Genomic DNA, 25304 nt, shown 5'->3' with positions numbered 1-25304 from the left:
TTTTATTTATATACTACCACCGGCAATCAAATTTACTGGAAGCACGTAATCACGATTAACTGTTTTGCCTTTAATTTTCTTGAGAAGAATTTCGACACAAAGCTTAGCGATTTCATCTAAAGGTTGTTGGATGGTTGCTAGCTCTGGGTAGAAGTGACGGATAAAGGCAGTACCGTCATAACCGATGATTTTAAGGTCATCAGGGATAGAAAGTTCCAATTGTCTAACTACCTTCATAACCAAGATAGCTGTTAAATCGTCCGAAACAAAGATGCCATCTGGCTTTTCACGAGAAATGATAGATTTGATTTCTAATTCTCGTCGCATGAGAGACAAATCGTTTGGAACAGGACAAATAATACCTTTCTTGTCCAATTCATAATTAAAACCTAGTTGACGAAGTCCTGTTGGAGAATCCGAATTATCATAGCCTGTAATCATGACAATGCGTTGACAGCCAGCCTTGACCATAGCTCTTGCGGCTAACTTGCCACCTTCAAAGTTGTCAGACGAAACAATAGGAATCTTTGGGGCGAGATTACGGTCGAAGGCAACGATGGGAGCTTCAACCTTCTCATAATCCTCAATACCAAGATTGTGACTAGACGAGATGATGCCGTCACATTGGTTGGCGGCAAGCATCTCCAAATAGTCTCTCTCCTTGTTAGGATCATGCTCACTATTACAAATAATGGTTTTATAGCCTTGCTTAAAGAGTTCATCCTCAAGACGTTCAATAAGTTCGGCATAAAATACATTGGAAATATTTGGGAAAATCAAGCCAACGAGTTTGGCCGACTTTCCTTGGAGGCCTCGAGCTAAATTATTTGGTTTATAGTTGAGTTCTTGCATAGCAGCGTGAACTTTGTCAATGGTCTTTTGTGAGAGGTAGCCCTTTTTGTTTATGACGCGAGAAACTGTGGTTGGGCTCACACCAGCCAGTTCGGCAACGTCAGTAAGCTTTGCGACCATAAATCACCTTAGTATTTCAAGTCGAAGTAGTGTCCAGAAACGTTTCCTGACGTTACTTTGATACCAGTTTGTTCTGCACTTGGGAAAACACGACTAGTGAAGACTTTCTCACCTTTGTTGAAGAAAATTTCAACGATTGAGTTATCTACAAAGATGTTTGCTGTTGCAGCTTGACCGGCATCAAGAGCGCATTCACGGCTTGTGCCAAAGTCAGTAGCATATTGTTCACCAGCTTTAGAACGGTCAAGGATAACTTTTCCGTTTTCAGTATCAACTGTAAGTGACAAGCCATTCCCTTCTTGGTCTGCGAAGAGGACAAGTTCTGTTTGAGTGTTAGCTTCAAAGTTAAGTTCAAGCTCGTAAGTGTTAGTTGTTGCCGTTTTTTCAGAGAAATCTTCTTGGCTAGCACGTAAGCTTGTAATGGCTTCGACTGGATATTGGTAGAGTTTGCCATCTTTAATAGACAATTCTTTAACCAAGCTCATAGCCCCTTGGTAGTCGTATTTGTCAGTTGGATAGTCCACATCTGGAAGACCGATCCAGCTGACAATAAGGGCACGACCATCTGGAGTATTAAAGCCTTGAGTTGCATATGCTTCAAATCCGTAGTCCAAGTTGATAATTGGTGTGCCATCAACGAGGGCAGGTTTTTCTGTGTCGAAATCTTGGAAAATCTTATAAGTGTTAGGGTAGATGTTACCGTAGTCAAGTTCAGCTTTATCGAGACCTTGTGGGCTATAAAGAAGAACAGGTTTGCCATCTACAAAGACAAGGTTAGGACACTCAATCATGTACTCTGACCCAGTGCCACCAAAGTCAAGATTACCAACCTCAACCCAGTTTTCGACATCATTGTCTACTGCCTTGTAAAGTTTGATATAACCTTGTTTATCGTGGTTTTGAGCACCTACGATAGCGTAGAATTGTCCCTTGTAATCGAAGATTTGAGGGTCACGGAAGTGCCCAGTAGCGTCAGCAGGTTGTTTGATAAGAACCTTGTCGAATTTTTCGATTTTGCCGTCTTTATCCATCCAAGCGCCGATTTGACGTGGGTCACGAACCCAGTTTTCATCACGAACGTTCCCAGTATAGAAGATAAAGAGTTTATCACCGATTTGATAAGCAGAACCTGAGTAGGCACCGTGGCTATCATTTTCATGGTCTGGCAAGAGTTTGACACCAGTTTCTGTAAAGTGAACCAAATCTTCAGTTTCAGTATGCACCCATTGTTTCAAACCATGAGCAGCTCCAAATGGCCAACTTTGGTAGAAAAGTTGGAACTTACCATTAAAGTAAGAAAAACCGTTTGGATCATTAAGAAGCCCTGTTTCTGGTTCGATATGGTAACTTGCACGCCAAGGTGATTTAGCGACATTTTCTCTAATCTTTGTTTTTTCTTCGTCTGTCCAATCTGCGTATGGACGGTAACGAACTTCTGTTGGTAGATTCATATTTAGTAATCTCCTAATCTATTTGTTAATAATATAGTAAACGTTTTACCTATAAAAATCAACGATTTATAACAAAAAATAAAAAAATATGCTAAACGGTTGACATATGGCAGAAAGATGCTAAAATAGTTATCGTAAAGAAAAGCTAAACGCTTTCATACCAAATTTTATTAAGGAGAATTTTGCAAATGGATAACAAACAAATTGCAAAAGAAGTCATCGATGCCCTCGGTGGACGTGAAAACGTCAACAGTGTTGCTCACTGTGCGACTCGTCTACGTGTGATGGTCAAAGATGAAAACAAAATCAATAAAGAAAAGGCTGAGAACATTGAAAAAGTTCAAGGTGCTTTCTTTAACTCAGGTCAATACCAAATGATTTTTGGTACAGGTACTGTTAACAAGATTTACGACGAAGTCGTTGCTCAAGGTCTTCCAACAGCATCTAAAGACGAACAAAAAGCAGAAGCTGCTAAACAAGGTAACTGGTTCCAACGTGCTATCCGTTCATTCGGTGACGTTTTCGTTCCATTGCTTCCAGCAATCGTAGCGACTGGTCTTTTCATGGGTATCCGTGGAGCAATCAATAACGATACAGTTCTTGGTTTGTTCGGTACAACATCAAAAGCTTTTGCTGCTACTGATTTCTATACTTACACAGTTGTATTGACAGATACAGCCTTCGCCTTCTTCCCAGCCTTGATTTGTTGGTCAGCCTTTAACGTATTTGGTGGTTCACCACTTCTTGGTTTGGTTCTTGGTTTGATGATGGTTAACAACGCCCTTCCTAACGCTTGGGATGTTGCATCAGGTGCTGCTAAACCAATTTACTTCTTTGATTTTATTCCAGTAGTAGGTTACCAAAACTCAGTGCTTCCAGCCTTCTTCGTAGGTTTGCTTGGTGCTAAGTTCGAGCAATGGGTTCGTAAATGGGTTCCAGACGTTCTTGACCTTCTCTTGCGTCCACTTATCGTCTTCGCAGTAATGTCAGCTTTGGCCCTCTTTATCATTGGTCCTGTCTTCCATACTGTTGAAAGCTATGTTCTTGCTGCTACAGAATGGATTCTTAACTTGCCATTTGGTCTTGCTGGTCTTGTTCTTGGTGGAGTTCACCAAGTTATCGTCGTTACAGGGGTTCACCACGTCTTTAACTTGCTTGAAGCTAACCTCATTGCTAATACTGGTAAAGACCCACTTAACGCTATCATCACAGCTGCTATGACTGCCCAAGCTGGTGCGACACTTGCAGTGGGTGTTAAAACTAAAGATGCTAAATTGAAAGCACTTGCTTTCCCTGCAACTCTTTCAGCGGTACTTGGTATCACTGAACCAGCTATCTTCGGGGTTAACCTTCGTTTCGGTAAACCATTTATCATGGGTCTTATCGCTGGTGCTGCTGGTGGTTGGTTGGCCTCAATCCTTAACCTCGCTGGTACAGGATTTGGTGTAACAATCGTTCCTGGTACTCTTCTTTACCTTAACGGTCAAGTGCTTAAGTATGTGATCATGGTACTTGTAACACTTGCTCTTGGTTTTGCTCTTACTTGGATCTTCGGTTACAAAGAGGAAGAAGTTGAAGCTCAAAAAGAAGTTGTTGCTGAAGATATTGCATCTGCAGAATCAGCTCCAGTTGCATTGCAAGCCGAAACAATCGCTGCACCACTTAAAGGTGAAGTTGTAGCTTTGGAAAATGTTAATGACCCAGTCTTCTCATCAGGAGCTATGGGTAAAGGTGCCGCTATTAAACCTTCAGGAAACCAAGTAGTCGCACCATTTGATGGTGAAGTGCAAATCGCCTTCCCAACAGGTCACGCTTACGGTCTTAAATCTGATAAAGGTGCTGAAGTGCTTATCCACATCGGTATCGACACTGTCTCACTTGACGGTAAAGGATTTGATGCTAAAGTTCAAGCAAATCAACGTATTAAAAAAGGTGATGTCTTGGCTACCTTCGATAGCTCAGTAATCACTGAAGCAGGTCTTGACGATACAACTATGGTTATCGTTACAAACACTGCAGACTTCGAAGATGTTTCATCAGTAGCGACTGGTTCAGTTGCTGAAGGTGCAGACTTCATCGCAGTTAAATAATAAGCTAGAAAAGTCGAAGCCAATTCGGCTTTTTTAGTTAAATGGCTCATAAAGAAAAGTATGAAGCAGAGCAGTCTGTGCCTCCTTGAACAAGGTCTCATTTAGATTGTCTTTTGCCTAGCTTTTCTTTATAATAGTATAAAATAGTTATTTATTGATTACAAAAGGAGATAGCTTTACCTATGGCTAAACTTTACGGAAGCTTGGAAGCTGGTGGTACAAAATTTGTTTGTGCTGTTGGCGATGAGAAATTCCAAGTCGTTGAAAAAACTCAATTCCCAACAACTACACCTTATGAAACAATTGACCGTACGATTGAATTTTTCAAACGTTATGAAGATCAATTGGCTGGAATTGCAATTGGTTCATTTGGACCAATTGATGTTGATCCAAACTCTGAAACATATGGTTTTGTGACTTCAACACCAAAACCACATTGGTCAAATGTCGACCTTCTTGGTTTGATTGCTAAAGAGTTTAATATTCCTTTCTACTTTACGACTGATGTTAACTCATCTGCTTATGGTGAGACACTTGTTCGTAAAGGTGTTAAGAGTCTTGTTTACTACACTATCGGAACTGGTATTGGAGCCGGTGCTATTCAAAATGGTGAGTTCATTGGTGGTATGGGTCACACTGAAGCTGGTCACGTTTATGTACCTCTTCACCCAAATGATGTTTCCAATGAATTTAACGGAACTTGTCCATTCCACCGCGGATGTTTGGAAGGTTTGGCTGCTGGTCCATCACTTGAAGCCCGTACAGGTATTCGTGGCGAATTGATTGAGCAAAATTCTGAGGTTTGGGATGTTCAAGCTTACTACATTGCTCAAGCTGCTGTCCAGGCAACTGTGCTCTACCGTCCAGAAGTTATCGTCTTTGGGGGTGGTGTTATGGGACAAGAACACATGCTTCGTCGTGTCCGTGAAAAATTCACAGCTCTTTTGAATGGTTACCTTCCAGTGCCAGACGTGACTGAGTATATTGTGACACCTGCTGTTTCAGGTAATGGCTCTGCGACACTTGGTAACTTTGCACTTGCCAAAGATGTAGCTGACAAACACTCACGCAAATAAGCAAAATATGTAAAATCGCTTTAAGACATGATCTTAAGGCGTTTTGCTCTATACAGGAGGATGTAATGGAACCTTTATTTTTAGATTCGCCAATGCATGAAAAAATCTGGGGAGGTAATCGACTTAAGACAGAGTTTGGTTACGATATTCCCAGTGAACACACTGGTGAATACTGGGCAATTTCTGCCCATCCTAATGGTGTATCCTATGTCAAAAACGGGAAGTATGCTGGTTTTCATCTGGCAGAACTTTACAAGGATAAACCAGAACTTTTTGGAAATCCCAAGACTAGTGTTTTTCCTTTGTTGACAAAGATTTTGGACGCTAATGACTGGCTCTCAGTACAAGTACACCCTGATGATGCTTATGGACTAGAGCATGAAGGTGAGCTAGGAAAGACAGAATGTTGGTATATTATTGATGCTGAAGAGGGTGCAGAAATTATTTATGGTCACAAAGCTCAGACCAAGGAAGAGCTATCATCCTTGATTGAGGCAGGTGATTGGGACGGACTTTTGTCTAAAACTCCTGTTAAAAAAGGTGACTTTTTCTTTGTACCAAGTGGTACCATGCATGCTATTGGTCCAGGTATCCTGATCTTAGAGACTCAACAATCTAGCGACACCACTTACCGTGTCTATGATTTTGATCGTAGGGATGATCAGGGTAATAAACGTGAGCTTCATATTCAACAGTCTCTTGATGTCTTGAATTTAGGGGACCCAGAAAATAGCATCCCAGCAACTGTTAAGACCTTGCAATTAGAGTCGACTTGTTTGACATCAAACTCCTTCTTCACCGTATATAAATGGAAACTCAGTGGCTTGGTTGACTTCAAGCAATCAGCTCCTTATTTGCTTTGTTCGGTACTTTCTGGCAATGGGACTATGACTATCGATTCACGCATTTATTGTCTAAAAAAAGGTGATCACTTCATTCTTCCAAATGATGTGACAGATTGGGAAATTGATGGACAATTGGAGATGATTGTCAGTCACCCTAACGAGGCTTAAGTATGAGTAATGAAAAAGTTTTAGCTGCACTATTTGAGCGTATTGAGATCGGCAAATCCTATTATTTTGAGGGAGCTTACTATCGTCTAAAAGACTATGGAGATCACATTTATGGCTTACAACGGGCCATTCCTGGGATGTGCGGTGAAAAAACGGCCTCCCCTAGCATCAAATTTTACTGGAAAAATGGTGTCTTGGACTATCAATTCTACGTTGATTTTGAAGCTAGCCCTATGATAATGAAGGCCTATAGCGGCACCGACCATGCCTTCTTTGAACAGGCTTTTGAAAATCTCTTGCATGATTTTGAGGATATCCTAGAGAGCCAAGAGAACTCTAAGAAGTAGTTTTAAAGCATTATTGTCGATATTTTCAGTGAATCTAATAAAAAAGTTTTCGTTTATTTGCAAATCCATTGTGAAAGCCCTTAAACTAGGGCTTTTTTCTTTGTCAATCCTTGAGTGATTTCTTGTTTAAAGGGGGCTTTTGTGGTAAAATATGGAGATAAAGACTGTCGAAAGGAAAAAAGATGGCAAATATATTACGCAAAATCATTGAAAATGATAAAGGCGAAATTAAGAAACTAGAAAAAACTGCCAAGAAAGTCGAGAGCTATGCTGATGCAATGGCAGCTCTTTCAGATGAAGAACTTCAGGCAAAAACAGAAGAATTTAAAAAACGATATCAAAACGGAGAAAGCCTAGACCAACTCTTGCCAGAGGCATTTGCAGTTGTTCGTGAAGGGGCAAAACGTGTCCTTGGACTTTTCCCATATCGTGTGCAAATCATGGGTGGTATTGTTCTTCACCATGGTGATGTACCAGAGATGCGTACAGGGGAAGGGAAAACCCTGACTGCGACAATGCCTGTTTACCTAAATGCTATTTCAGGTGAAGGTGTGCACGTTATCACCGTTAACGAATACCTCTCAGAGCGTGATGCGACTGAAATGGGTGAGCTTTATAGTTGGCTTGGTTTGTCAGTAGGGATTAACCTTTCAGCCAAATCACCAGCTGAAAAACGTGAAGCTTATAACTGTGACATCACTTACTCAACCAACTCAGAGGTAGGTTTCGACTATCTTCGTGATAACATGGTTGTTCGTAAGGAAAACATGGTACAACGTCCATTGAACTATGCCTTGGTCGATGAGGTTGACTCGGTTCTTATCGATGAAGCTCGTACACCATTGATTGTATCAGGTCCTGTAAGTTCAGAAACTAATCAGTTATATCACCGTGCGGATGCCTTTGTTAAGACCTTAACAGAAGATGATTATGCCATTGATATTCCAACGAAAACGATTGGTTTGAATGACTCAGGTATTGACAAGGCTGAAGAATTCTTCAACTTGGACAACTTGTACGATATTGATAATGTTGCCTTGACTCACTATATTGACAATGCCCTTCGTGCCAACTACATCATGTTGCATGATATTGACTATGTGGTCAGTCCTGAGCAAGAAATTCTTATCGTTGACCAATTTACAGGTCGTACCATGGAAGGACGTCGTTTCTCAGATGGGCTCCACCAAGCCATTGAGGCAAAAGAAGGTGTTCCAGTTCAAGAAGAAACGAAGACATCTGCCTCAATCACTTACCAAAATATGTTCCGTATGTACAAGAAATTGTCAGGGATGACTGGTACTGGTAAAACTGAGGAAGATGAATTCCGTGAAATTTACAACATGCGAATCATTCCGATTCCAACTAACCGTCCAATTCAACGTATTGACCACGATGACCTTCTTTACCCTACCTTGGATGCTAAATTCCGCGCTGTGGTACAAGATGTTAAACGTCGTTATGAAAAGGGACAGCCAGTCCTTGTTGGTACGGTTGCCGTTGAAACATCTGACTTGATTTCTAAGATGTTGGTTGAAGCAGGTATTCCTCATGAAGTGCTTAATGCCAAGAACCACGAAAAAGAAGCGCATATTATCATGAATGCGGGTCAACGTGGTGCCGTTACGATTGCGACCAACATGGCCGGTCGTGGTACTGACATCAAACTTGGTGAAGGTGTTCTTGACCTTGGTGGACTCTGTGTCATTGGTACAGAGCGTCACGAAAGCCGTCGTATCGATAACCAGTTGCGTGGTCGTGCGGGACGTCAAGGGGACCCAGGGGAATCTCAATTCTACCTTTCACTTGAAGACGAATTGATGCGTCGTTTCGGTTCTGATCGTATCAAACAAGTCTTGGAACGTTTGAATGCTGATGATGAAGATATTGTTATCAAATCACGTATGTTGACACGCCAAGTGGAAGCGGCTCAAAAACGTGTCGAAGGAAATAACTACGATACTCGTAAACAAGTCCTTCAGTACGATGACGTTATGCGTGAACAACGTGAAATCATCTATGCTGAGCGTTATGATGTTATCACAGCGGAACGTGACCTTGAACCTGAGATTAAGGCTATGATTACGCGTACGATTAACCGTACGGTAGATGGTCACAGCCGCAATGATCAAGAGGAAGCTCTTAAAGGTATTTTGAACTTTGCTCGTCAGGCTTTGGTTCCTGAGAATGCCATCTCACTTGAAGATTTACAAGAAGTGGGAGAGGTAACGAAACGTAGTGTTAATTATGACGCTATTAAAGTTTACTTGAATGAGTTAGCAGATGATGTTTATGATCGTCAAATTAAGAAATTGCGTTCAGAGGAAGCTATCCGTGAATTCCAAAAAGTCTTGATTTTGATGGTTGTTGATAACAAGTGGACGGACCACATCGATGCCCTAGATCAATTACGTAATGCCGTTGGTTTGCGTGGTTATGCACAAAACAACCCAATCGTTGAGTATCAATCTGAAGGGTTCAAGATGTTCCAAGATATGATTGGGGCAATTGAATATGATGTGACACGTACAATGATGAAAGCACAAATTCATGAACAATCTCGTGAAAATGTGAATGAACGTGTTTCGACAACAGCAACAGGCAATATCCAGGCCCACCAAGCAGATGCTAATGGTCAAGAAATTGACTTTAGTAAAGTTGGTCGTAATGACTTCTGTCCATGTGGCTCTGGTAAGAAATTTAAAAATTGTCACGGTCGTAAACAATTTTAGGAAAAAAATAGGTAATTATTATGGTTTTTAAAGCAGTAAGTGAAAAAATTGATTTTGATGCAGTTAAAGAATCAACTACATTAACAGGTGAAGCCCTTGCCAAGAAACAAGCTCGTGATAAAGAGCTTGAAGCAATCATCAAGGGTGAAGATGACCGTACGCTTTTGGTTATCGGTCCATGTTCATCTGATAATGAAGAAGCTGTTCTTGATTATGCTCACCGTTTGGCTAAACTTCAAGAAGAAGTTAAAGATAAAGTCTTTATGGTTATGCGTGTCTATACAGCTAAACCTCGTACAAATGGTGATGGCTATAAAGGACTTGTACACCAACCTGATGCTGAAGGGAAACCAAACCTAATTAACGGTATCAAGGCTGTGCGTAACCTTCACTACCGTGTTATCACTGAAACTGGTATCACAACTGCTGACGAAATGCTTTACCCAGAAAATCTTCCTTTGGTAGATGACCTTGTGTCATACATTGCCGTTGGTGCACGTTCTGTAGAAGACCAACAACACCGTTTTGTTGCGTCAGGTATTGATGTTCCAACTGGTATGAAGAATCCAACATCAGGGAACCTTAACGTGATGTTTAACGGTATCTACGCTGCACAAAACAAACAAAACTTCCTCTTTAACGGTGAAGAAGTTGAAACTCCAGGGAACCCATTGGCACACGTTATTCTTCGTGGTTCAACGAATGAATATGGTAAAAACGTGCCTAACTTCTACTATGATGATGTGCTTGAAACAATCGAACACTATGAACAAATGGGCCTTGAGAATCCATTCATCGTTATTGATACAAACCATGATAACTCAGGTAAACGTTACTTGGAACAAATCCGTATCGTTCGTCAAACCTTGATTAACCGTGATTGGAATGAAAAAATCAACAAAGTAGCACGTGGTTTCATGATTGAATCTTACCTTGAAGATGGCCGTCAAGATGCGCCAGATGTCTATGGTAAATCAATCACTGACCCATGTCTTGGTTGGGATAAGACAGAAGAATTGATTCGTGAAATCCACGATACATTGTCAAAATAATAAGGTAACAGAAACCATATATGGGGAGTGAACCGTTTGGATGACCAAGCGGTTCGCTCTCTTTTCACAAAGAGAGGGAAATAGATGGGAATTCATCAAAATAGTCCGCTGATTGATGTAGCGGAAGTAAGGAAATTGCATGCTCTTACGGGAGACGCACTAGTAACTAAACAGGCTAATGATGAGGCCTTGGCAAAAATTATCAAGGGTGAGGACAAACGTATTCTCTTGGTTATTGGTCCATGTTCATCTGATAATGAAGAAGCCGTTCTTGACTATGCTCACCGTTTGGCCAAACTTCAGGAAGAAGTGAAGGACAAAATCTTTATTGTTATGCGTGTTTATACAGCTAAACCACGTACTAATGGGGACGGTTATAAGGGGCTTATCCACCAGCCAGATGCAGAGGGTGATGTAGACCTTCTTGCTGGGGTTAAGGCGGTTCGCCACCTTCAGTCACGTATTATTACTGAAACAGGCCTTCCAATCGCTGACGAGATGCTTTATCCGTCAAATCTTTCCTTCTTTGATGATCTGCTTAGCTATCACGCTATTGGAGCACGTTCTGTCGAGGACCAAGAACACCGCTTTGTAGCTTCAGGTATTGATGTGCCAATTGGCTTGAAGAACCCAACGTCAGGGAATTTGAATGTCATGTTTAATGGTATCTATGCGGCGCAGAACCAACAGCATTTCCTTTACAATGGTGCTGAAGTTAAAACAGATGGTAACCCACTCGCTCACGCTATCCTGCGTGGTGCCAACAATGAAAATGGTCAGAACATTGTCAACTACCATTACGAGGACTTGGTTAAGGCTTTGGACAAGTATAGTGCATTTAATTTGGAAAACCCATTTATTCTTGTTGATACAAACCATGATAACTCAGGTAAAAACTTCATGGAACAAGTTCGCATTGTGCGTGAAGTCCTTCTTAACCGTGAGTGGGATGAGCGTATCGCGGATACCGTGCGTGGCTTTATGATTGAGTCTTACCTTGAGGATGGTCGTCAAGACACACCTGAAGTTTATGGTAAATCAATTACAGATCCATGTCTTGGTTGGGCTAAGACAGATAGCCTTATTCGTGAAATCCACAATCGACTTTCGTTATAATTATGATTTTTGGACATGGTATAGACTTGCAGGAAATTTCAGCTGTAAAAAAGGCTTATGACCGCAATCCACGCTTTGCAAAAAAGGTATTGACACCAAAAGAGTGGGAGCGTTTTGAATCCCTTTCTGGTAATCGTCAGATGTCCTATTTAGCAGGGCGCTGGGCCGGTAAGGAAGCATTTTCAAAGGCTTGGGGTACTGGTATTGGAGCAGTCGGCTTTAAGGATATTGAAATATTGACCAATGACAAGGGAGCTCCAGTGGTGACCCAATCACCTTTTGAAGGCAAGGTTTTTATCTCGATTTCCCATAGCGGTGATTTTGTTCAGGCAAGTGTCATTTTAGAAAAAAACTAAGAGATAGATGTTGGAAGAGGATAGCTTATGATTTCAAGTTTACATCGACCAACCTTGGCAAAGGTTGATCTATCAGCAATTTCAGAAAATATTGAACAAGTGGTTAGTCACATCCCTAAACAGGTAAAGACTTTTGCAGTTGTTAAGGCCAATGCTTATGGTCATGGCGCTGTCGAAGTGGCCAAGCATGTATCTAAGCAGGTGGATGGTTTTTGTGTTTCCAACCTAGACGAGGCGCTTGAACTTCGTCAAGCTGGCTTAGAACAACCGATACTTATTTTAGGAGTCGTCTTGCCAGACGAGGTTCCTTTGGCTATTCAAGAAAACATCACTCTGACGGTAGCTTCGCTTGAGTGGTTGGAAATGGCTAAGAATCAAGGGCTTGATTTAACTGGTTTGACCTGCCATATTAAGATTGATTCAGGTATGGGCCGTATTGGGGTGCGTAACCAAGAGGATGCGGTTAGCTTGATTGCTGGTCTGAAATCACTTGGTGCGGATGTCGAAGGTATTTTTACCCATTTTGCAACGGCTGATGAGGCAGATGATAGTAAATTCAAGCGTCAATTAGCCTTCTTCACGGATTTGGTTAATAACTTGGTGGACCGTCCTCGCTTGGTACACGCTAGCAACTCTGCGACGAGTATCTGGCATGCAGAAACAGTCTTTAATGCGGTACGTCTGGGTGTTGTTATCTATGGTCTCAATCCTAGTGGCAGTGCTTTAGACCTTCCATATAGGATTCGTCCTGCTTTAAGTTTGGAGACTGCACTTGTTCATGTTAAGACCCTGCCAGCAGGTCAAGATGTAGGTTATGGTGCAACCTATACGACGACAGCTGATGAGGTTATTGGAACCATTCCGATTGGCTATGCGGATGGTTGGACCAGAGATTTACAAGGTTTCCACGTTATTGTGGATGGACAGCTTTGTCCTATTGTTGGGCGTGTGTCTATGGACCAAATCACTGTTCGCCTTCCTAAGGTTTATCCCCTAGGAACTCCTGTTACTCTTATGGGTGAAAATGGAGGAGCAAGCATCACTGCGACAGAGGTGGCTGAAAAACGTGGTACTATCAACTACGAAGTTCTTTGTTTGCTTAGTGATCGTGTACCTCGTAGCTATGATTAATATAAATAAAAAGAGAAATCCAGTTTGATACTGGATTTTTTGATTTTAGTGAAGACCATTTTCATGTGTTATAATAGCTGATAAGGCTTCCTCTTTCACGAGGAGAAGAACACGATAGAAATGATAGAGGATATGATTCAACTAGATTCACCAATTGCGGATTTGAAAGGCTTTGGTCCTAAGTCCGCTGAAAAATTTACCAAATTAGATTTGCACACGGTTGGGGACCTCTTGCTTTATTTTCCTTTCCGATATGAAGATTTTAAGAGTAAGTCTATCTTTGAACTGATGGATGGCGAAAAGGCAGTTATTACGGGAACCGTGGTAACCCCTGCCAATGTGCAGTATTATGGCTTTAAACGTAATCGTCTGAGTTTTAAAATCAAGCAAGGAGAGGCAGTGATTGCCATTAGTTTCTTCAACCAGCCTTATCTTGTGGACAAGATTGAGATGGGGGCAGAAGTGGCTATTTTTGGCAAATGGGACCAGAAGAAGTCTGCAGTGACTGGCATGAAAGTCTTGGCTCAAGTTGAGGACGATATGCAGCCAGTCTATCATGTGGCCCAGGGCGTTAGTCAAGCCCAGCTGATAAAGGCTATAAGGGCAGCTTTTGATAGTGGGGCCTTGAATTTGTTGGAGGAGAGTCTCCCACAGGTGCTTATGGACAAGTATCGTCTTATGGGACGCCAAGAGGCTGTGCGTGCTATGCATTTTCCGAAAGATTTGGCTGAATATAAGCAGGCTCTACGTAGGACCAAGTTTGAGGAGCTCTTTTATTTCCAGATGAACTTACAGGTGCTGAAGGCTGAGAATAAGTCCGAAACCAATGGTCTAGCAATTGCTTACGATGAAGCTAAAATCAAAGCCAAAATTGCAGAATTACCATTTCCCTTGACAGAAGCCCAACAGCGTAGTTTATCGGAAATCCTAGCTGATATGAAATCTGGGGCTCATATGAACCGTCTTTTGCAAGGAGATGTGGGTTCAGGGAAAACAGTTATCGCTAGTCTGGCCATGTATGGGGCTTATACGGCAGGATTGCAGTCTGCCCTCATGGTACCGACGGAAATCTTAGCAGAGCAGCACTATCAGAGTTTACAGGGACTTTTTCCTGAGCTAGAGGTAGTGCTCCTAACTTCTGGGATGAAGGCAGCGGACAAAAAAGTAGCTCTTTCCAAAATCGAATCTGGCGAGGCTCAGATGATTGTGGGGACTCACTCACTGATTCAGGATGCTGTGACTTATCACAGGCTTGGGCTAGTAATTACTGATGAGCAGCACCGTTTTGGGGTTAATCAACGTCGTATTTTCCGTGAGAAAGGTGACAATCCTGATGTCCTTATGATGACAGCGACACCTATCCCTAGGACTTTGGCAATCACTGCCTTTGGGGAGATGGATGTGTCAATCATTGACCAGATGCCGGCTGGACGTAAGCCCATTATTACCCGTTGGGTTAAACATGAGCAACTAGATACCGTACTGACTTGGATTAAGGGCGAGTTGGAAGAAGATGCTCAGGTCTATTTTATCTCACCTCTGATTGAAGAGTCTGAGGCTCTCGATTTGAAAAATGCGGTGGCCCTTCATCAGGAACTCACAGAGTTCTTTGGGGATTCAGCTACAGTGGCCCTGATGCATGGTCGCATGAAAAATGATGAAAAAGACCAAATTATGCAGGACTTCAAGGATAAAAAATCTCAGATTTTAGTATCAACCACAGTTATCGAAGTGGGGGTTAATGTGCCAAATGCTACGGTTATGGTCATTATGGATGCCGACCGCTTTGGACTTAGCCAGCTGCACCAACTTCGTGGCCGTGTAGGTCGTGGCCATAAGCAGTCCTACTGTGTTTTAGTGGCCAATCCTAAAAATGATACCGGGAAAAAACGCATGCAGGCCATGTGTGAGACTACGGATGGTTTTGTTCTAGCAGAAGAGGACCTTAAAATGCGTGGTTCAGGAGAGATCTTTGGAACACGTCAGTCAGGAATTCCTGAATTTCAAGTGGCTGATATTGTGGAAGACTACAATATCTTAGAAGAAGCAAGGCGCGTGGCCAGCCAAATTGTGTCTGACCCTAACTGGCGTGAGAATCCTGATTGGCAGGTGCTAGGAGCTCATTTGAGAAGCCAAGGCGAGTTTGATTGAGGAGGGAACCCATGAAAAAGAAACGGTTAAAAATCGATTTTTTTGCTATCTTGCATCCCTTATTTCTTATGATGTTAGGTCTCCTGTTTTATTTTTTCGCCTTCATCTTGATTTGGTTTATTACCGAATTGGCAAAGCTGATAGAAGGAAAGACGGACTTTCATACCCTATATTTTTATTCACTTCTTATCTCTCTAGCTTGTTCGATATTACTGATTATGTACGTCGCGGGTTTTATAGCTCAGCTGATTATACATATACAGCATCAAAAGGAAAGGACGCTTTTGCCGGTCTGGTGTATGCTTACGGCTGTACTGATGCTTGTGCCCCTATTCGAAGATTTTAGTATCTTAGGCTCGTCCTGGAATTTTAAAGGGTATTTTCTTTCCATAGTTGCCTACATTGCCTATCTCTTTACAAAGCTACCCAAGGTTATTGAAAGTTACCGCTATCATGCGACAATTCGCTATGCCGTTTGGGTGGCTCTGGTCTTGGGAATTATTTTATCCATGCTTTAGACAGAAAAACTCTCAGTAAACTCACTGAGAGTTTTAAGTTTCCTTCAAGCTTATTACAAGCTTTCTTTAAGTTAGGCAACCTATAATAAAACCATCAAAACGAGATAGGTTTTGATAATAAAACGTTTTGGCTAAGCCAAACCATTCCTAAAAAAGGAGGACAAAACAATGACAGTAAAAATTAAAGTAACCTTCAACCGAAATTTCCAGAAGCATCCTCAAGACTTTAAGGTTTATCAAAACTAGTATTGATGCTAGGAAGAGGCTCAATTTACCCATATTCTACAACTTTCATCCCTCATTTTCCAAAATCCCTTTTTCCTTTTTTTCATAACGTAGAATCCCTCTTCTTAAACTCATAAAAAGTCTAGACGGAACCATGACCAGTCTAGGCGATTAAAATAAGTAAGCTAACCAGTTGAGATTTTCTTGGTTGGTTTTTATTTTTTGAATTTTAGATAAAAAATATCGAAAAACGATAAAAATGTGTTGACAAGGAGAAATAAAGAGTGTAATATATAATTATCGATAAACGATAATAAGTTTTCGATAAAGATAATCTTATTCGCGAAAAAGAGAAATTATATACCAAAAACTATTTAATAAAGGAAATACTTATCATGAAAACACTTAAATCAATCATCAACGCTGTTCTTATTCTTCTTATGGCAATCTACGGTCTTGCAATGCTTGCTTTACTTATCCTTCCTTTTGTGGATGTGACTAATCTTTTTCCAGGTGCTGAGGTTCATTACCTTTCTGGATGGGGTTACTGGCTAGTCTCAGAGTTACAATTTGTCTTCTATCTTGCCTTGATTTGTCTCCTTCGTAAAGAGCTTAAAGACTTTACTTGGGAGGCACTTTGGACAGAAGATTTCTCTCTCTTCTTGAAAAAGGCTGCTCTCTTAACCTTTGTGCCATCAGCCTTGAATATCTTCTTGCAGTTGGGAACGACTAATCACCTTGTAATGGACTTCAGCACATCAGTCTGGCTCCTCTTGGTCTCTCTAGCTTGTGATGCTGTCCGTCTTCGTAAGGGACAAACCGCTGTCAAATAATTGAAAGAATCTTATTTGAAAAGTAGTAAAATCTTACCTATAAACTAGTATTTTATATTGATATTCGATATAATTGATACTGTTAATAGTTAGCTAATGATTTAGTATGAGGTCAAGGGCTCCTAGAGGCACCTTGGCTTTTTCTAGTCTATGCTTAAAGAAATCAAATGAATTTACAATCGAGGTAACACATGACAACTATCTTATTTTATTTTTTAATCGTACTAGCCTTGGCCGGCTCTAGTTATTATGGTTGGAGATCAGCCAAAAGTGCTAAAAATCGTCAGGAAACGCAAGAACAGAAACGTCTGCGTAGTGTTCTCCTGTTCGTTAATGTCCTCCTTTTTGCGGGCTTTTTAAGTCTTGTTATTACCATTCTTAATGATGCCTTTATCCTGACAGGTCATGAAGGACTCTTACAACAAGGTTTGCGTATGCTTCTTGGTTCGGGAGTTACCGTGAAAAGTACTAGCACTAGTCTGACACTTTTTGCAGCAACCATTGATTTCCTTCGTATGTCAGTCAACATAGGCTTCTTGTTGTGTCTACGTGCCTTTCTGATTAATCTTTATCGTTCTGATATTTTCATCGCTAAAAATGCTAAGTTGGTTCGTTGGTCAGCAAATTTGCTAGTTCTTGGGGCCTTTATCAATAATGGTATCTTTACATTTGGGACAGGCAACCAGAGTTATAGTTTCTTTAATATCAGTTATTTGCTAGTTAGCTTTGTCCTCTATGCTGTTGCTATGATTTTGACTAAGGCTAATGCCATTGCTGAGGAAAATGAGTACACGATTTAGGAGAGGCTTATGATTATTGTCAATTTGGACGTTGAACTTGCCAAGAAGAAGATGCGCTCGGGTGAGCTAGCAGAACGTATTGGTATTACCCCAGCCAATCTCTCGGTTCTTAAGACAGGCAAGGCTAAGGCAATCCGTTTTACAACACTGGACGCTATTTGTAAGGAGTTAGATTGCCAACCAGGAGATATTCTTGAATATAGACCAGACGAAGAAAATTAAAAGCCTGAAGTAGTTCAGTCACCTTTCTAGTGACCATGCTTCAAGCTTTTTTATTTTTTCTTCAACCATGCGACCAGGGCTAGACTGGCTAGCATGGTACCACAGACTATGGCGATATATGTTTTTGAGACTGTCAGCTCATAGTGGAAATCTTTATTTTTCAATTTATCGGTTGCTTCAATACTAAGTTTCATGTTTTATCCCTCGATATAGTTTTTCAATTCTTGGCCTTTGAGTCCTGCACTAAGTGCGATGAGGAGTTTGAGGCGAGCCTTTGGTGCGTTGAGTTCTTTAACAAACATAACGCCAGCTTCTTGGAGTTTGACTCCCCCGCCTTCATAGGCGTAGACAGGTTCGGCGATACCGTTGAAGCAGCGGGAAACGAGCAGAACAGGGACTCCTTTTTCCATAAGATTTGTGATTTCTCTTGCAGCCAATGGTGGGAGGTTTCCAGCACCCATGGCTTCGATGACGACACCGTCAATCTTCTCAGGATCCAGGAGACTGATAATACCATCTCCAATACCCATCCCTGCATAGGCTTTTATGATTGGTACTGTTCCTGTAATTTGTTCCAAATCAAAGCGAACACGAGGCTCAGCAGTTTTGAACCAGAGGATGTCATGCTTCATGATGATGCCTAGTGGACCATGGGTTGGTGTGTGGAAGGTTGCCACGTTTGTGGTATGGGTCTTAGTCACATACTTGGCTGCATGGATTTCATCATTCATCACGACCAGGATTCCTTTGTCAGCGGCCTTGTCGTCGCTAGCAACACGTAGGGCTGATAGATAGTTGTAGACCCCGTCGCTTCCTAGCTCGTTTGACGAACGCATGGCACCAGTTAGAACGATTGGAATCTCAGGGACGGCCATGGTATCTAGGAAGTAGGCTGTTTCTTCCAGGGTATCTGTCCCATGAGTGATGACCACACCATCATATTGACCAGCTGTTCCCTTGATTTTTTTGTAAATATCCAGCATGTGGTAGGGTGTGATATGTGGGCTTGGGATATTAAGAAAATCGAGAACGGTTAGTTCTAAATTATCTAAATTAAGTCCCACATGGTTCATGGGATTATCAGTGTTTTGGCTGACCCTACCATCATTATCCGCTGACATGGAAATGGTCCCTCCAGTGTGAAGGACTAGGATTTTTTTTATCATTTATACTACTCACTATCATATTTATGTTATAATTTATTTTAGCATAAAATGTTAGAAGGAGGGGAGCTCTGTGGCCATTAAAGCAGTCTTTTTTGATATTGATGGGACTTTTCTAAATGACCGAAAACGCGTGTCTAGTTCAACCAAAAAAGCCATCAGTCAAATGAAGGAAGATGGTATCTTAGTTGGTTTGGCAACAGGTCGTGGTCCAGGATTTGTCCAGCCTTTCATGGACAATCTAGGTCTGGATTTTGCAGTCACTTATAACGGTCAGTATATTTTGACTCACGACAAGATCCTTTATCAAAACCAGCTCCCTAAATCAACAGTCTACAACTTGATTCGCTATGCCACCAAGCACCGTAGAGAGATTTCTCTAGGGACTAGTACAGGTCTTGTTGGTTCTAATATCATCAGTATGGGGACGAGTAAGTTTGGGCAAATCGTTAGTCGTATTGTCCCTAAGTCCTGGGCTAAGATGGTGGAGCGTAGTTTCAAGTCTTTGATTCGTCGTTTCAAACCACAAAGCATTGAAACCCTTAAAACTATCATGCGTGAGCCTATTTATCAGGTAGTTATGGTAGCGACGGTGGGTGAAACACAAGATATTGAAGAAAAATTTCCTCATGTGAAGATTACCCGCTCAAGTCCTTACTCAGCCGATATTATTTCAGCGGATCAATCTAAGTTGAAAGGTATCGCTCATCTAGGTGAGGTTTTTGGTTTCGAACTCAGTGAGGTTATGGCCTTTGGGGATTCGGAAAATGACCTAGAAATGCTGTCTGGCGTCGGCGTTGGTGTTGCCATGGGAAATGGTGAAGATGAACTGAAAGACCAGGCTACCCATGTCACTGATACTAATAACCAGAATGGGATTGCCAAAGCCTTGTCACACTATGGTTTGATTCACTTTGAAACAGAGAATTCATTTACCAGTGATGATGACAATTTCAACAAGGTTAAGGATTTCCACCATTTGATGGATGGCTCAACTACCGATATGCCTCGTGTTTACGGTATTGAGGAAGCTAGTCACCGTTCGGACTTCAAGTTGGAAGAAATTGTCGAATTCCTCTATGCTTCATCAGGTGGGGACAAGCGTGTCTTTGGTCAGGCTGTTCTGGATTTGCATGCTGCTCTTGACAAGGCAGCGCTTAAAGTTAGTTCTAAAGAGCACTCAGAGTCAACTATGGTTGGTCAGGTGGATGCATTGACTGACTTGCTTTACTTGACCTATGGCTCATTTGTCCTTATGGGTGTGGATCCTAAGCCTTTCTTTGATACGGTTCATGAGGCTAATATGGGTAAAATTTTCCCAGATGGCAAAGCTCACTTTGATCCTGTGACTCACAAAATTCTTAAACCAAGTGATTGGGAAGCGCGATTTGCACCAGAACCACACATTAAACGTGAGCTAGATCGTCAGATTCAAAAATCTCTACAAAGAAGTAAATAAGAAGTTATAAAGGTTTGGACAGTTTGCTCCAAACCTTTTTCTAATAAAAATGACATTTATTAATGGCTTTATTTGTGATAAAATAAAGTCATTCTATGTATTTTTAAGGAGATTATTATGACTAAAGCAGATTGGTTAGATTTTTTTGAAGCCATCAATGGTCGTTCAGCGACTGAAGAAGAAATTGCAGCAGCACTTGCAGCTGGTGAGTTCCAAGATGACGCCCCAGCAGTAGAAACTGCTCCAGTACAAGAAGCGCCAGCGCAACCAGCTTTCGCTAGTGCCCAAGAAACACCAGCACAAGAGACGCAGCCACAGCCGACTTTCGCTGATGCACAAGAGGCGCAACAACAACCGACTTTCGCTGGTGCACAAGAAGCACAACCGCAAGCTCCTTTTGCAAATGCTCAGGCTGCTCAAGCACAACCAACCTTTGCAGGGGCTCAAACTGCTCCAGTCCAAGGAGTACCAAATCAAGCAGCGCAACCACAAGCTGGTTTTGTGAATGCTCAAGCTGGTCAGCAAGCAGCTTTTGCTAACGGTCAACCTCTTCAACCAGGTCAAAATGTTCAATTTATCAATGGCCAAGCTGTAGTTGTTCCAGCACAACCATCAGCATTTGCGACAACTTTCAAAAACTATTGGACATGGTTGCTTAATGCATGGCGTCGTCCAGCTGACATGACAGATTATGGTAAGCACAATGGTTGGCTTAACTACATCTTCTTGTCACTCTTGACTGGACTTGCATTCTTTGCAATTTTGAGCGCTGTGGCACGTAAATTTATTAGCCCAGTTGTATCAACAACAAATGCATTGTCTAGTATGTTTGGTTCTTATGGAACAGATGCTTACTCATCTCCAGTTTCAAGTCATACATCTAGCATTGGTTTTGGAGCCTTCTTCGCAAGTATCCTAGCTGCCTTTCTCTTTATCTTTGCCTTTATCTTGGCAGGTTTTGTGACACGTAAGGCCATCTTCCGTGACCCTGAGACTACTTTCTTGAATAGCTTTGACCGTTTTGGTCGCTTGACATCATTAGCCTTGCCAATCTTGCTTGTAACAATCTTGTTGGGAGCTATTGGACTTGTTGCCTTCCCAGGATTCTTGTTCTATGTTGTTTACTTCTTATTTGCAATTGCTAATCTATTTACAATTGTTCCTGTAACAACAGCGTGGAAGGCTGATAAGTTCTATCAAATGATTTTGGCAGCACTTTTGAATGGTGTGATTTTGTCAATCTTGTTTGCAATCGTATTTGCTATCATGTCATCATTTACAGTAGGTCTTCTATTCTAAGTAAACCTCTGACGATTTTTGAAAAAGCAAGTTTATAGGAGTCTTTATGGCAACAAAAGAAAAGTGGATTGATTTATTTGAAAAGGCAGTTGGTCGTCCGCCCCATGCTTTGGAGATTGAAGAAGGCCAGAAAGCAGACTTTGACTTAAAGGCTATTAAAGGCATTTCGGCAATGGGCTTGGACCAAGCAGCCACTCCTTCTGAACCAACAGAAGAAGTTGATGAGTATGACGTTGCCGAGGAAGTGTTTGAAGATGTACCGCTTGGTGATGAAGAGGAAACGACTCCTTTAGAAACTGAGGAGCTTGCACCAGTATCTCAAGCAGATCAAGGTCAAGCTGAAGAAAATTCAGAGGCTGCTTCTAAAGAAGCACAAGCCATCTGGATGAAGGCTTTTAAAACCTATGTTGGACGTCAGCCTCTCCCTGAGGAATTCTTACTTGGTAAGTCTTCAGGTTATGATGTGTCAACCATCCATCAGTTTATCTCAGATGGTAAGGCTGCGAAACCAGCCAAGCCAGCCATGGCTAAAGGGAAGAAAATCTTGATTATTGCTGGTGTTGTTGCAGCAGTCTTGGCACTTGCTGGTTACGGCTTTGGTTCTTACTACTACTCACGTGGTCAAGTAGCAGAGCGTTATGAAGCAGCAGCTAAGAAGAGTTTTAAAGATAGCTTGGAATACCAAGTATGGTCTGATACTAAAAAGGAAATTAAAACATCCGAAGTCAAGTACACAGACACTAAAAGTACACAAGCCTATAGCAAGAGCCAACTCCTGTCTGGCGAACGTATGCAAAAGGTTGGACGTCAGTTCCTTATTTTTCCTAAGTGGAGAGTCGTGGTAGATCCTGGAACGGTTGATTTAACCGTTAATACAGCTGATTTGAATGTGACTATTAACGGAGTTTCTTATGCTACTACAGATGGCAATAACTACACGGCTAAATTGAACCATCTCTATCCAGGAACTTACAATTTTGTGGCTTCTGGTAAGGTCAATGACCAAGATATCACTGTCTCATCTGAGGAAAATGTGACCTCTAAAACAGAAGTCAACCTTTCTGTAGAGTATCTTAGCTTTACCGTTAAGTCTAATCTTAAGGACGGAGACCTCTACGTTGGTGGTACCAAAGTTGGAACCCTTAACTCAGGGAAACTAGATGTTAACAAGGTAGCAGTAGCAGGTTCATCAGCTGTTTATGTTAAGAAGAATTTCGAAGATGGTAGCTCTATTAAAACAGAGACATTGTCTATTAAGAAAATCTCTGAAGGCCAAACGGTTACTCTTGATGCTGATGGTGTTCTTGACCGTGATACGGCAGATCGTCTTTTGACCGCTGCTTACGGTAAATTTGGTAGCTACGCATCTAATCACAACACGACACCAGATGGTGTATCCGATATTTTCCTTAATGGTACTGATGATACCATGTATAAGGATGTAACGGCTGATATTGATAAAAATACTACAGGTGCTAAAAACCGTGCTGCTGATAGTATTACTTTCTCGGACGTTGACGTCACAGAAGTCGTTCAGACTGGTGAGAAGACCTTCAAGGTGACCTTCACAGCCGTTTATGATTTCTACTATGGTTATGATTCGAAATTCAAGTCATCAGGAGATATCAAAGATAAAATTTCATGGTCATGTAATGTAGAATATGTTGGTGATGATAGTGACTCTAGCAGCAATGGTTCTAACTACAGCGACTACCGTATCAATGGCAAGGCTGGCGAATCACAAAATGTGAGTCGTGAAAATACTGTGAAATAGTAGATGCTTTCTCATAGAGCTAGTCATTGTTGAACGGATTACAAATAGGAGGTTAGTCCTCCAGACTAAAAAATGAAGAACTTGGCAATTGCCAGGTTCTTTTGTTTGTCTGTTATTACCTCTTAGGGGCTAAACCGTGCCACTTACCTAAAAGGCCTTGTTTTGTGTAAAGCAGTTGTTATAATGGAAGCATCAAAAGGACAGGAAAGGAGTATTATGAAAGTTAGAATCGAATTGGACCCATCCATGGATGAGCCTGAAATCTTGATTCGAGCTCCTCGGTTAACACAGGAATTGGCCCAGCTCCAAGAATCTATTCTAAAGCAAAAGTTAGTTCCTTTAGCCTTTTACAAGGATCGAAGCGAATATTTTCTGGATTTGGCAAATATTCTCTTTTTTGAAACAGACGGGGAAAAGATTTTTGGCCATACCAAGGATGAGGCCTATGAGGTGAAGCAAAAGCTCTACGAATTAGAAGAGTTGCTCCCGATTGCCTTTTGTCGGATTTCCAAATCGACGATTGTTAATGCTAAGCAGATTTATTCTTTAGAGAAGTCTTTTTCGGCGACTAGTACGGTGAATTTCTATCAGACCCACAAGCAGGTCCATGTATCAAGACGCTACTATCAAGTTTTAAAAGAACGACTAAACGAAATGAGGTAAGATAATGAGAAAGAAATTAATTGGGATCCTCTTGATCCTTTTGGCAGCTTTGGTAATTGTACAAGACTATTTTATAAAATGGGAAATTAGTATTTGGATGTTGGCCTGGGTAGTCTTATTGGCAATTTTGTCCCTTTCTAGTCTTTTGAAGCGACATTTTGGTCTTGGTTTCGCCTATGGCATTGTGGCTCTATTTTCACTTAATGGACAGTTCCATTTTCTTCCAGTATCTAATTCGGTCCTTATCTTTTCTTCCATTCTTGCAGTTATTGGCTTGAACATTCTCTTCAATCCTTCTAGTAAAACAAAGAATCGTTTTGGACTGGGTTCTACTGGTTCGGACGCTAATAATGGTGGAAATGATATTGATGTCACTTTTTCAGCAGTGACCAAATATCTCAATGACCAGCAATTTACGCATGGGAGTGCGGATGTTAGTTTAGGACAGGCTTCCGTTTATTTGGATAATTGCCACATTGAGGGGCCATCTGCCCAGTTTGATGTGGACGTTTCTCTTGGAAGTCTTAGTCTCTATGTGCCCAGTGATTGGCGAGTACATGTGAATGTGGATAACTCTCTTTCAGCTGTACAGCATGAGGAAAATCCTAGTAACCTGACTAGCAAGGACTTCTACATCAAAGGAGATGTTTCCTTGGGTAATTTAGAAATTATTTATGTTGGTGAGAGTTCGATTAATTAAGTTAGTGGAGGGAACCTCTGATTAATATAATACCTATTGTTTTATCTCATCTCCTGTGATAAGATAGGCTCAATCTATTTTCAGGAGGGTCAAGACATGGTTTCTACTATTGGTATTGTGAGCTTATCTAGTGGAATTATCGGTGAAGACTTTGTCAAGCA

The 25304-nt window shown here is 41.4% G+C and carries 23 protein-coding genes and 1 pseudogene; 20 read left to right on the top strand and 4 right to left on the bottom strand.

Features of this window, described 5'->3' with window-relative positions; genetic code table 11:
• Positions 1–6: 6 nt before the first annotated feature.
• Together O3670_RS09630 and O3670_RS09625 are read right to left on the bottom strand one after the other, a co-directional pair.
• Positions 7–972 (bottom strand): LacI family DNA-binding transcriptional regulator, encoded by a 966-nt coding sequence (locus O3670_RS09630; protein ID WP_201059639.1) that lies wholly within the window; start codon positions 970–972, stop codon positions 7–9.
• Positions 973–980: 8 nt separating this feature from the next.
• Positions 981–2423, bottom strand: coding sequence for a sucrose-6-phosphate hydrolase (locus tag O3670_RS09625; protein ID WP_371596073.1), 1443 nt, complete (start codon positions 2421–2423; stop codon positions 981–983).
• A gap of 188 nt (positions 2424–2611) precedes the next feature.
• Between O3670_RS09625 and O3670_RS09620 the strand changes: the two genes are divergently transcribed.
• The 14 genes from O3670_RS09620 to O3670_RS09555 all read left to right on the top strand — a co-directional run bounded on the left by O3670_RS09620 (position 2612) and on the right by O3670_RS09555 (position 18085).
• On the top strand, positions 2612–4513 hold the full coding sequence (locus tag O3670_RS09620; RefSeq protein ID WP_002884626.1) for a sucrose-specific PTS transporter subunit IIBC: 1902 nt from the start codon (positions 2612–2614) through the stop codon (positions 4511–4513).
• A 182-nt stretch (positions 4514–4695) separates the two neighbouring features.
• On the top strand, positions 4696–5589 hold the full coding sequence (scrK, locus tag O3670_RS09615) for a fructokinase ScrK (protein WP_002891824.1): 894 nt from the start codon (positions 4696–4698) through the stop codon (positions 5587–5589).
• A gap of 65 nt (positions 5590–5654) precedes the next feature.
• Positions 5655–6602, top strand: a complete 948-nt coding sequence (manA, locus tag O3670_RS09610; RefSeq protein ID WP_371596072.1) for a mannose-6-phosphate isomerase, class I — start codon at positions 5655–5657, stop codon at positions 6600–6602.
• Between the two features lie 2 nt (positions 6603–6604).
• Positions 6605–6949: a hypothetical protein gene (locus O3670_RS09605; RefSeq protein WP_083312367.1), complete on the top strand. Its 345-nt coding sequence runs from the start codon at positions 6605–6607 to the stop codon at positions 6947–6949.
• Between the two features lie 182 nt (positions 6950–7131).
• On the top strand, positions 7132–9681 hold the full coding sequence (secA, locus tag O3670_RS09600; RefSeq protein ID WP_004183450.1) for a preprotein translocase subunit SecA: 2550 nt from the start codon (positions 7132–7134) through the stop codon (positions 9679–9681).
• 20 nt (positions 9682–9701) lie between these two features.
• Positions 9702–10733 carry a 3-deoxy-7-phosphoheptulonate synthase gene (locus O3670_RS09595; RefSeq protein WP_002891816.1) on the top strand — a complete coding sequence of 344 codons (1032 nt, stop codon included), beginning with the start codon at positions 9702–9704 and terminating at the stop codon, positions 10731–10733.
• Positions 10734–10817: 84 nt separating this feature from the next.
• Positions 10818–11849 carry a 3-deoxy-7-phosphoheptulonate synthase gene (locus tag O3670_RS09590; RefSeq protein WP_060972522.1) on the top strand — a complete coding sequence of 344 codons (1032 nt, stop codon included), beginning with the start codon at positions 10818–10820 and terminating at the stop codon, positions 11847–11849.
• A gap of 2 nt (positions 11850–11851) precedes the next feature.
• Positions 11852–12205: a holo-ACP synthase gene (acpS, locus tag O3670_RS09585; RefSeq protein WP_002891813.1), complete on the top strand. Its 354-nt coding sequence runs from the start codon at positions 11852–11854 to the stop codon at positions 12203–12205.
• Between the two features lie 27 nt (positions 12206–12232).
• The gene (alr, locus tag O3670_RS09580) at positions 12233–13336 is read left to right on the top strand and encodes an alanine racemase (RefSeq protein WP_060972523.1); all 1104 of its coding nucleotides are present in this window, start codon (positions 12233–12235) and stop codon (positions 13334–13336) included.
• Positions 13337–13456: 120 nt separating this feature from the next.
• Positions 13457–15487, top strand: a complete 2031-nt coding sequence (gene recG, locus O3670_RS09575; protein WP_257788654.1) for an ATP-dependent DNA helicase RecG — start codon at positions 13457–13459, stop codon at positions 15485–15487.
• 11 nt (positions 15488–15498) lie between these two features.
• Entirely contained in the window at positions 15499–16005 is a 507-nt protein-coding gene (locus tag O3670_RS09570; RefSeq protein WP_037611183.1) for a hypothetical protein, read from the top strand.
• Between the two features lie 620 nt (positions 16006–16625).
• Positions 16626–17063: a hypothetical protein gene (locus O3670_RS09565; RefSeq protein ID WP_084915306.1), complete on the top strand. Its 438-nt coding sequence runs from the start codon at positions 16626–16628 to the stop codon at positions 17061–17063.
• A gap of 191 nt (positions 17064–17254) precedes the next feature.
• Positions 17255–17863 (top strand): DUF2975 domain-containing protein, encoded by a 609-nt coding sequence (locus O3670_RS09560; RefSeq protein WP_084915308.1) that lies wholly within the window; start codon positions 17255–17257, stop codon positions 17861–17863.
• Positions 17864–17872: 9 nt separating this feature from the next.
• Complete coding sequence (locus tag O3670_RS09555; RefSeq protein ID WP_002884695.1) at positions 17873–18085, top strand: helix-turn-helix domain-containing protein; 213 nt, start codon at positions 17873–17875, stop codon at positions 18083–18085.
• Between the two features lie 50 nt (positions 18086–18135).
• Here O3670_RS09555 and O3670_RS09550 read toward each other — a convergent pair whose 3' ends face one another.
• Complete coding sequence (locus O3670_RS09550) at positions 18136–18279, bottom strand: hypothetical protein (RefSeq protein ID WP_173018410.1); 144 nt, start codon at positions 18277–18279, stop codon at positions 18136–18138.
• A 3-nt stretch (positions 18280–18282) separates the two neighbouring features.
• Positions 18283–19248: an asparaginase gene (locus O3670_RS09545; protein WP_371596074.1), complete on the bottom strand. Its 966-nt coding sequence runs from the start codon at positions 19246–19248 to the stop codon at positions 18283–18285.
• A gap of 73 nt (positions 19249–19321) precedes the next feature.
• Here O3670_RS09545 and O3670_RS09540 point away from each other — a divergent pair, with 73 nt between their 5' ends.
• The 6 genes and pseudogenes from O3670_RS09540 to O3670_RS09515 all read left to right on the top strand — a co-directional run.
• Positions 19322–20707, top strand: a complete 1386-nt coding sequence (locus O3670_RS09540) for a Cof-type HAD-IIB family hydrolase (protein ID WP_049545361.1) — start codon at positions 19322–19324, stop codon at positions 20705–20707.
• Between the two features lie 117 nt (positions 20708–20824).
• Positions 20825–22006, top strand: coding sequence for a DUF6574 domain-containing protein (locus O3670_RS09535; protein WP_049545362.1), 1182 nt, complete (start codon positions 20825–20827; stop codon positions 22004–22006).
• Between the two features lie 46 nt (positions 22007–22052).
• A complete protein-coding gene (locus O3670_RS09530; RefSeq protein WP_272159281.1) occupies positions 22053–23780 on the top strand; it encodes a zinc ribbon domain-containing protein in 1728 nt (575 codons plus the stop codon).
• Positions 23781–23996: 216 nt separating this feature from the next.
• Entirely contained in the window at positions 23997–24443 is a 447-nt protein-coding gene (locus O3670_RS09525; RefSeq protein WP_155123905.1) for a LytTR family DNA-binding domain-containing protein, read from the top strand.
• 4 nt (positions 24444–24447) lie between these two features.
• On the top strand, positions 24448–25143 hold the full coding sequence (locus O3670_RS09520) for a LiaF transmembrane domain-containing protein (protein ID WP_139723694.1): 696 nt from the start codon (positions 24448–24450) through the stop codon (positions 25141–25143).
• A gap of 96 nt (positions 25144–25239) precedes the next feature.
• Positions 25240–25304 (top strand): annotated as a pseudogene (locus tag O3670_RS09515) (carboxypeptidase); the annotation flags it as partial.

The organism is Streptococcus sp. 27098_8_74, assembly GCF_041431705.1.
Lineage (GTDB): Bacteria > Bacillota > Bacilli > Lactobacillales > Streptococcaceae > Streptococcus > Streptococcus salivarius_E.
This window is presented reverse-complemented; position numbering and strand designations above follow the sequence as displayed.

Coding starts and splice junctions, on each gene's coding strand:
- O3670_RS09555 (WP_002884695.1), top strand. CDS start 17,873: ATGATTATTGTCAATTTGGACGTTGAACTTGCCAAGAAGAAGATGCGC.
- O3670_RS09530 (WP_272159281.1), top strand. CDS start 22,053: ATGGCAACAAAAGAAAAGTGGATTGATTTATTTGAAAAGGCAGTTGGT.
- O3670_RS09565 (WP_084915306.1), top strand. CDS start 16,626: ATGAAAACACTTAAATCAATCATCAACGCTGTTCTTATTCTTCTTATG.
- O3670_RS09595 (WP_002891816.1), top strand. CDS start 9,702: ATGGTTTTTAAAGCAGTAAGTGAAAAAATTGATTTTGATGCAGTTAAA.
- alr (WP_060972523.1), top strand. CDS start 12,233: ATGATTTCAAGTTTACATCGACCAACCTTGGCAAAGGTTGATCTATCA.
- recG (WP_257788654.1), top strand. CDS start 13,457: ATGATAGAGGATATGATTCAACTAGATTCACCAATTGCGGATTTGAAA.
- O3670_RS09620 (WP_002884626.1), top strand. CDS start 2,612: ATGGATAACAAACAAATTGCAAAAGAAGTCATCGATGCCCTCGGTGGA.
- secA (WP_004183450.1), top strand. CDS start 7,132: ATGGCAAATATATTACGCAAAATCATTGAAAATGATAAAGGCGAAATT.
- O3670_RS09520 (WP_139723694.1), top strand. CDS start 24,448: ATGAGAAAGAAATTAATTGGGATCCTCTTGATCCTTTTGGCAGCTTTG.
- O3670_RS09570 (WP_037611183.1), top strand. CDS start 15,499: ATGAAAAAGAAACGGTTAAAAATCGATTTTTTTGCTATCTTGCATCCC.
- O3670_RS09605 (WP_083312367.1), top strand. CDS start 6,605: ATGAGTAATGAAAAAGTTTTAGCTGCACTATTTGAGCGTATTGAGATC.
- O3670_RS09630 (WP_201059639.1), bottom strand. CDS start 972: ATGGTCGCAAAGCTTACTGACGTTGCCGAACTGGCTGGTGTGAGCCCA.
- manA (WP_371596072.1), top strand. CDS start 5,655: ATGGAACCTTTATTTTTAGATTCGCCAATGCATGAAAAAATCTGGGGA.
- O3670_RS09560 (WP_084915308.1), top strand. CDS start 17,255: ATGACAACTATCTTATTTTATTTTTTAATCGTACTAGCCTTGGCCGGC.
- O3670_RS09590 (WP_060972522.1), top strand. CDS start 10,818: ATGGGAATTCATCAAAATAGTCCGCTGATTGATGTAGCGGAAGTAAGG.
- O3670_RS09525 (WP_155123905.1), top strand. CDS start 23,997: ATGAAAGTTAGAATCGAATTGGACCCATCCATGGATGAGCCTGAAATC.
- acpS (WP_002891813.1), top strand. CDS start 11,852: ATGATTTTTGGACATGGTATAGACTTGCAGGAAATTTCAGCTGTAAAA.
- scrK (WP_002891824.1), top strand. CDS start 4,696: ATGGCTAAACTTTACGGAAGCTTGGAAGCTGGTGGTACAAAATTTGTT.
- O3670_RS09535 (WP_049545362.1), top strand. CDS start 20,825: ATGACTAAAGCAGATTGGTTAGATTTTTTTGAAGCCATCAATGGTCGT.
- O3670_RS09625 (WP_371596073.1), bottom strand. CDS start 2,423: ATGAATCTACCAACAGAAGTTCGTTACCGTCCATACGCAGATTGGACA.
- O3670_RS09550 (WP_173018410.1), bottom strand. CDS start 18,279: ATGAAACTTAGTATTGAAGCAACCGATAAATTGAAAAATAAAGATTTC.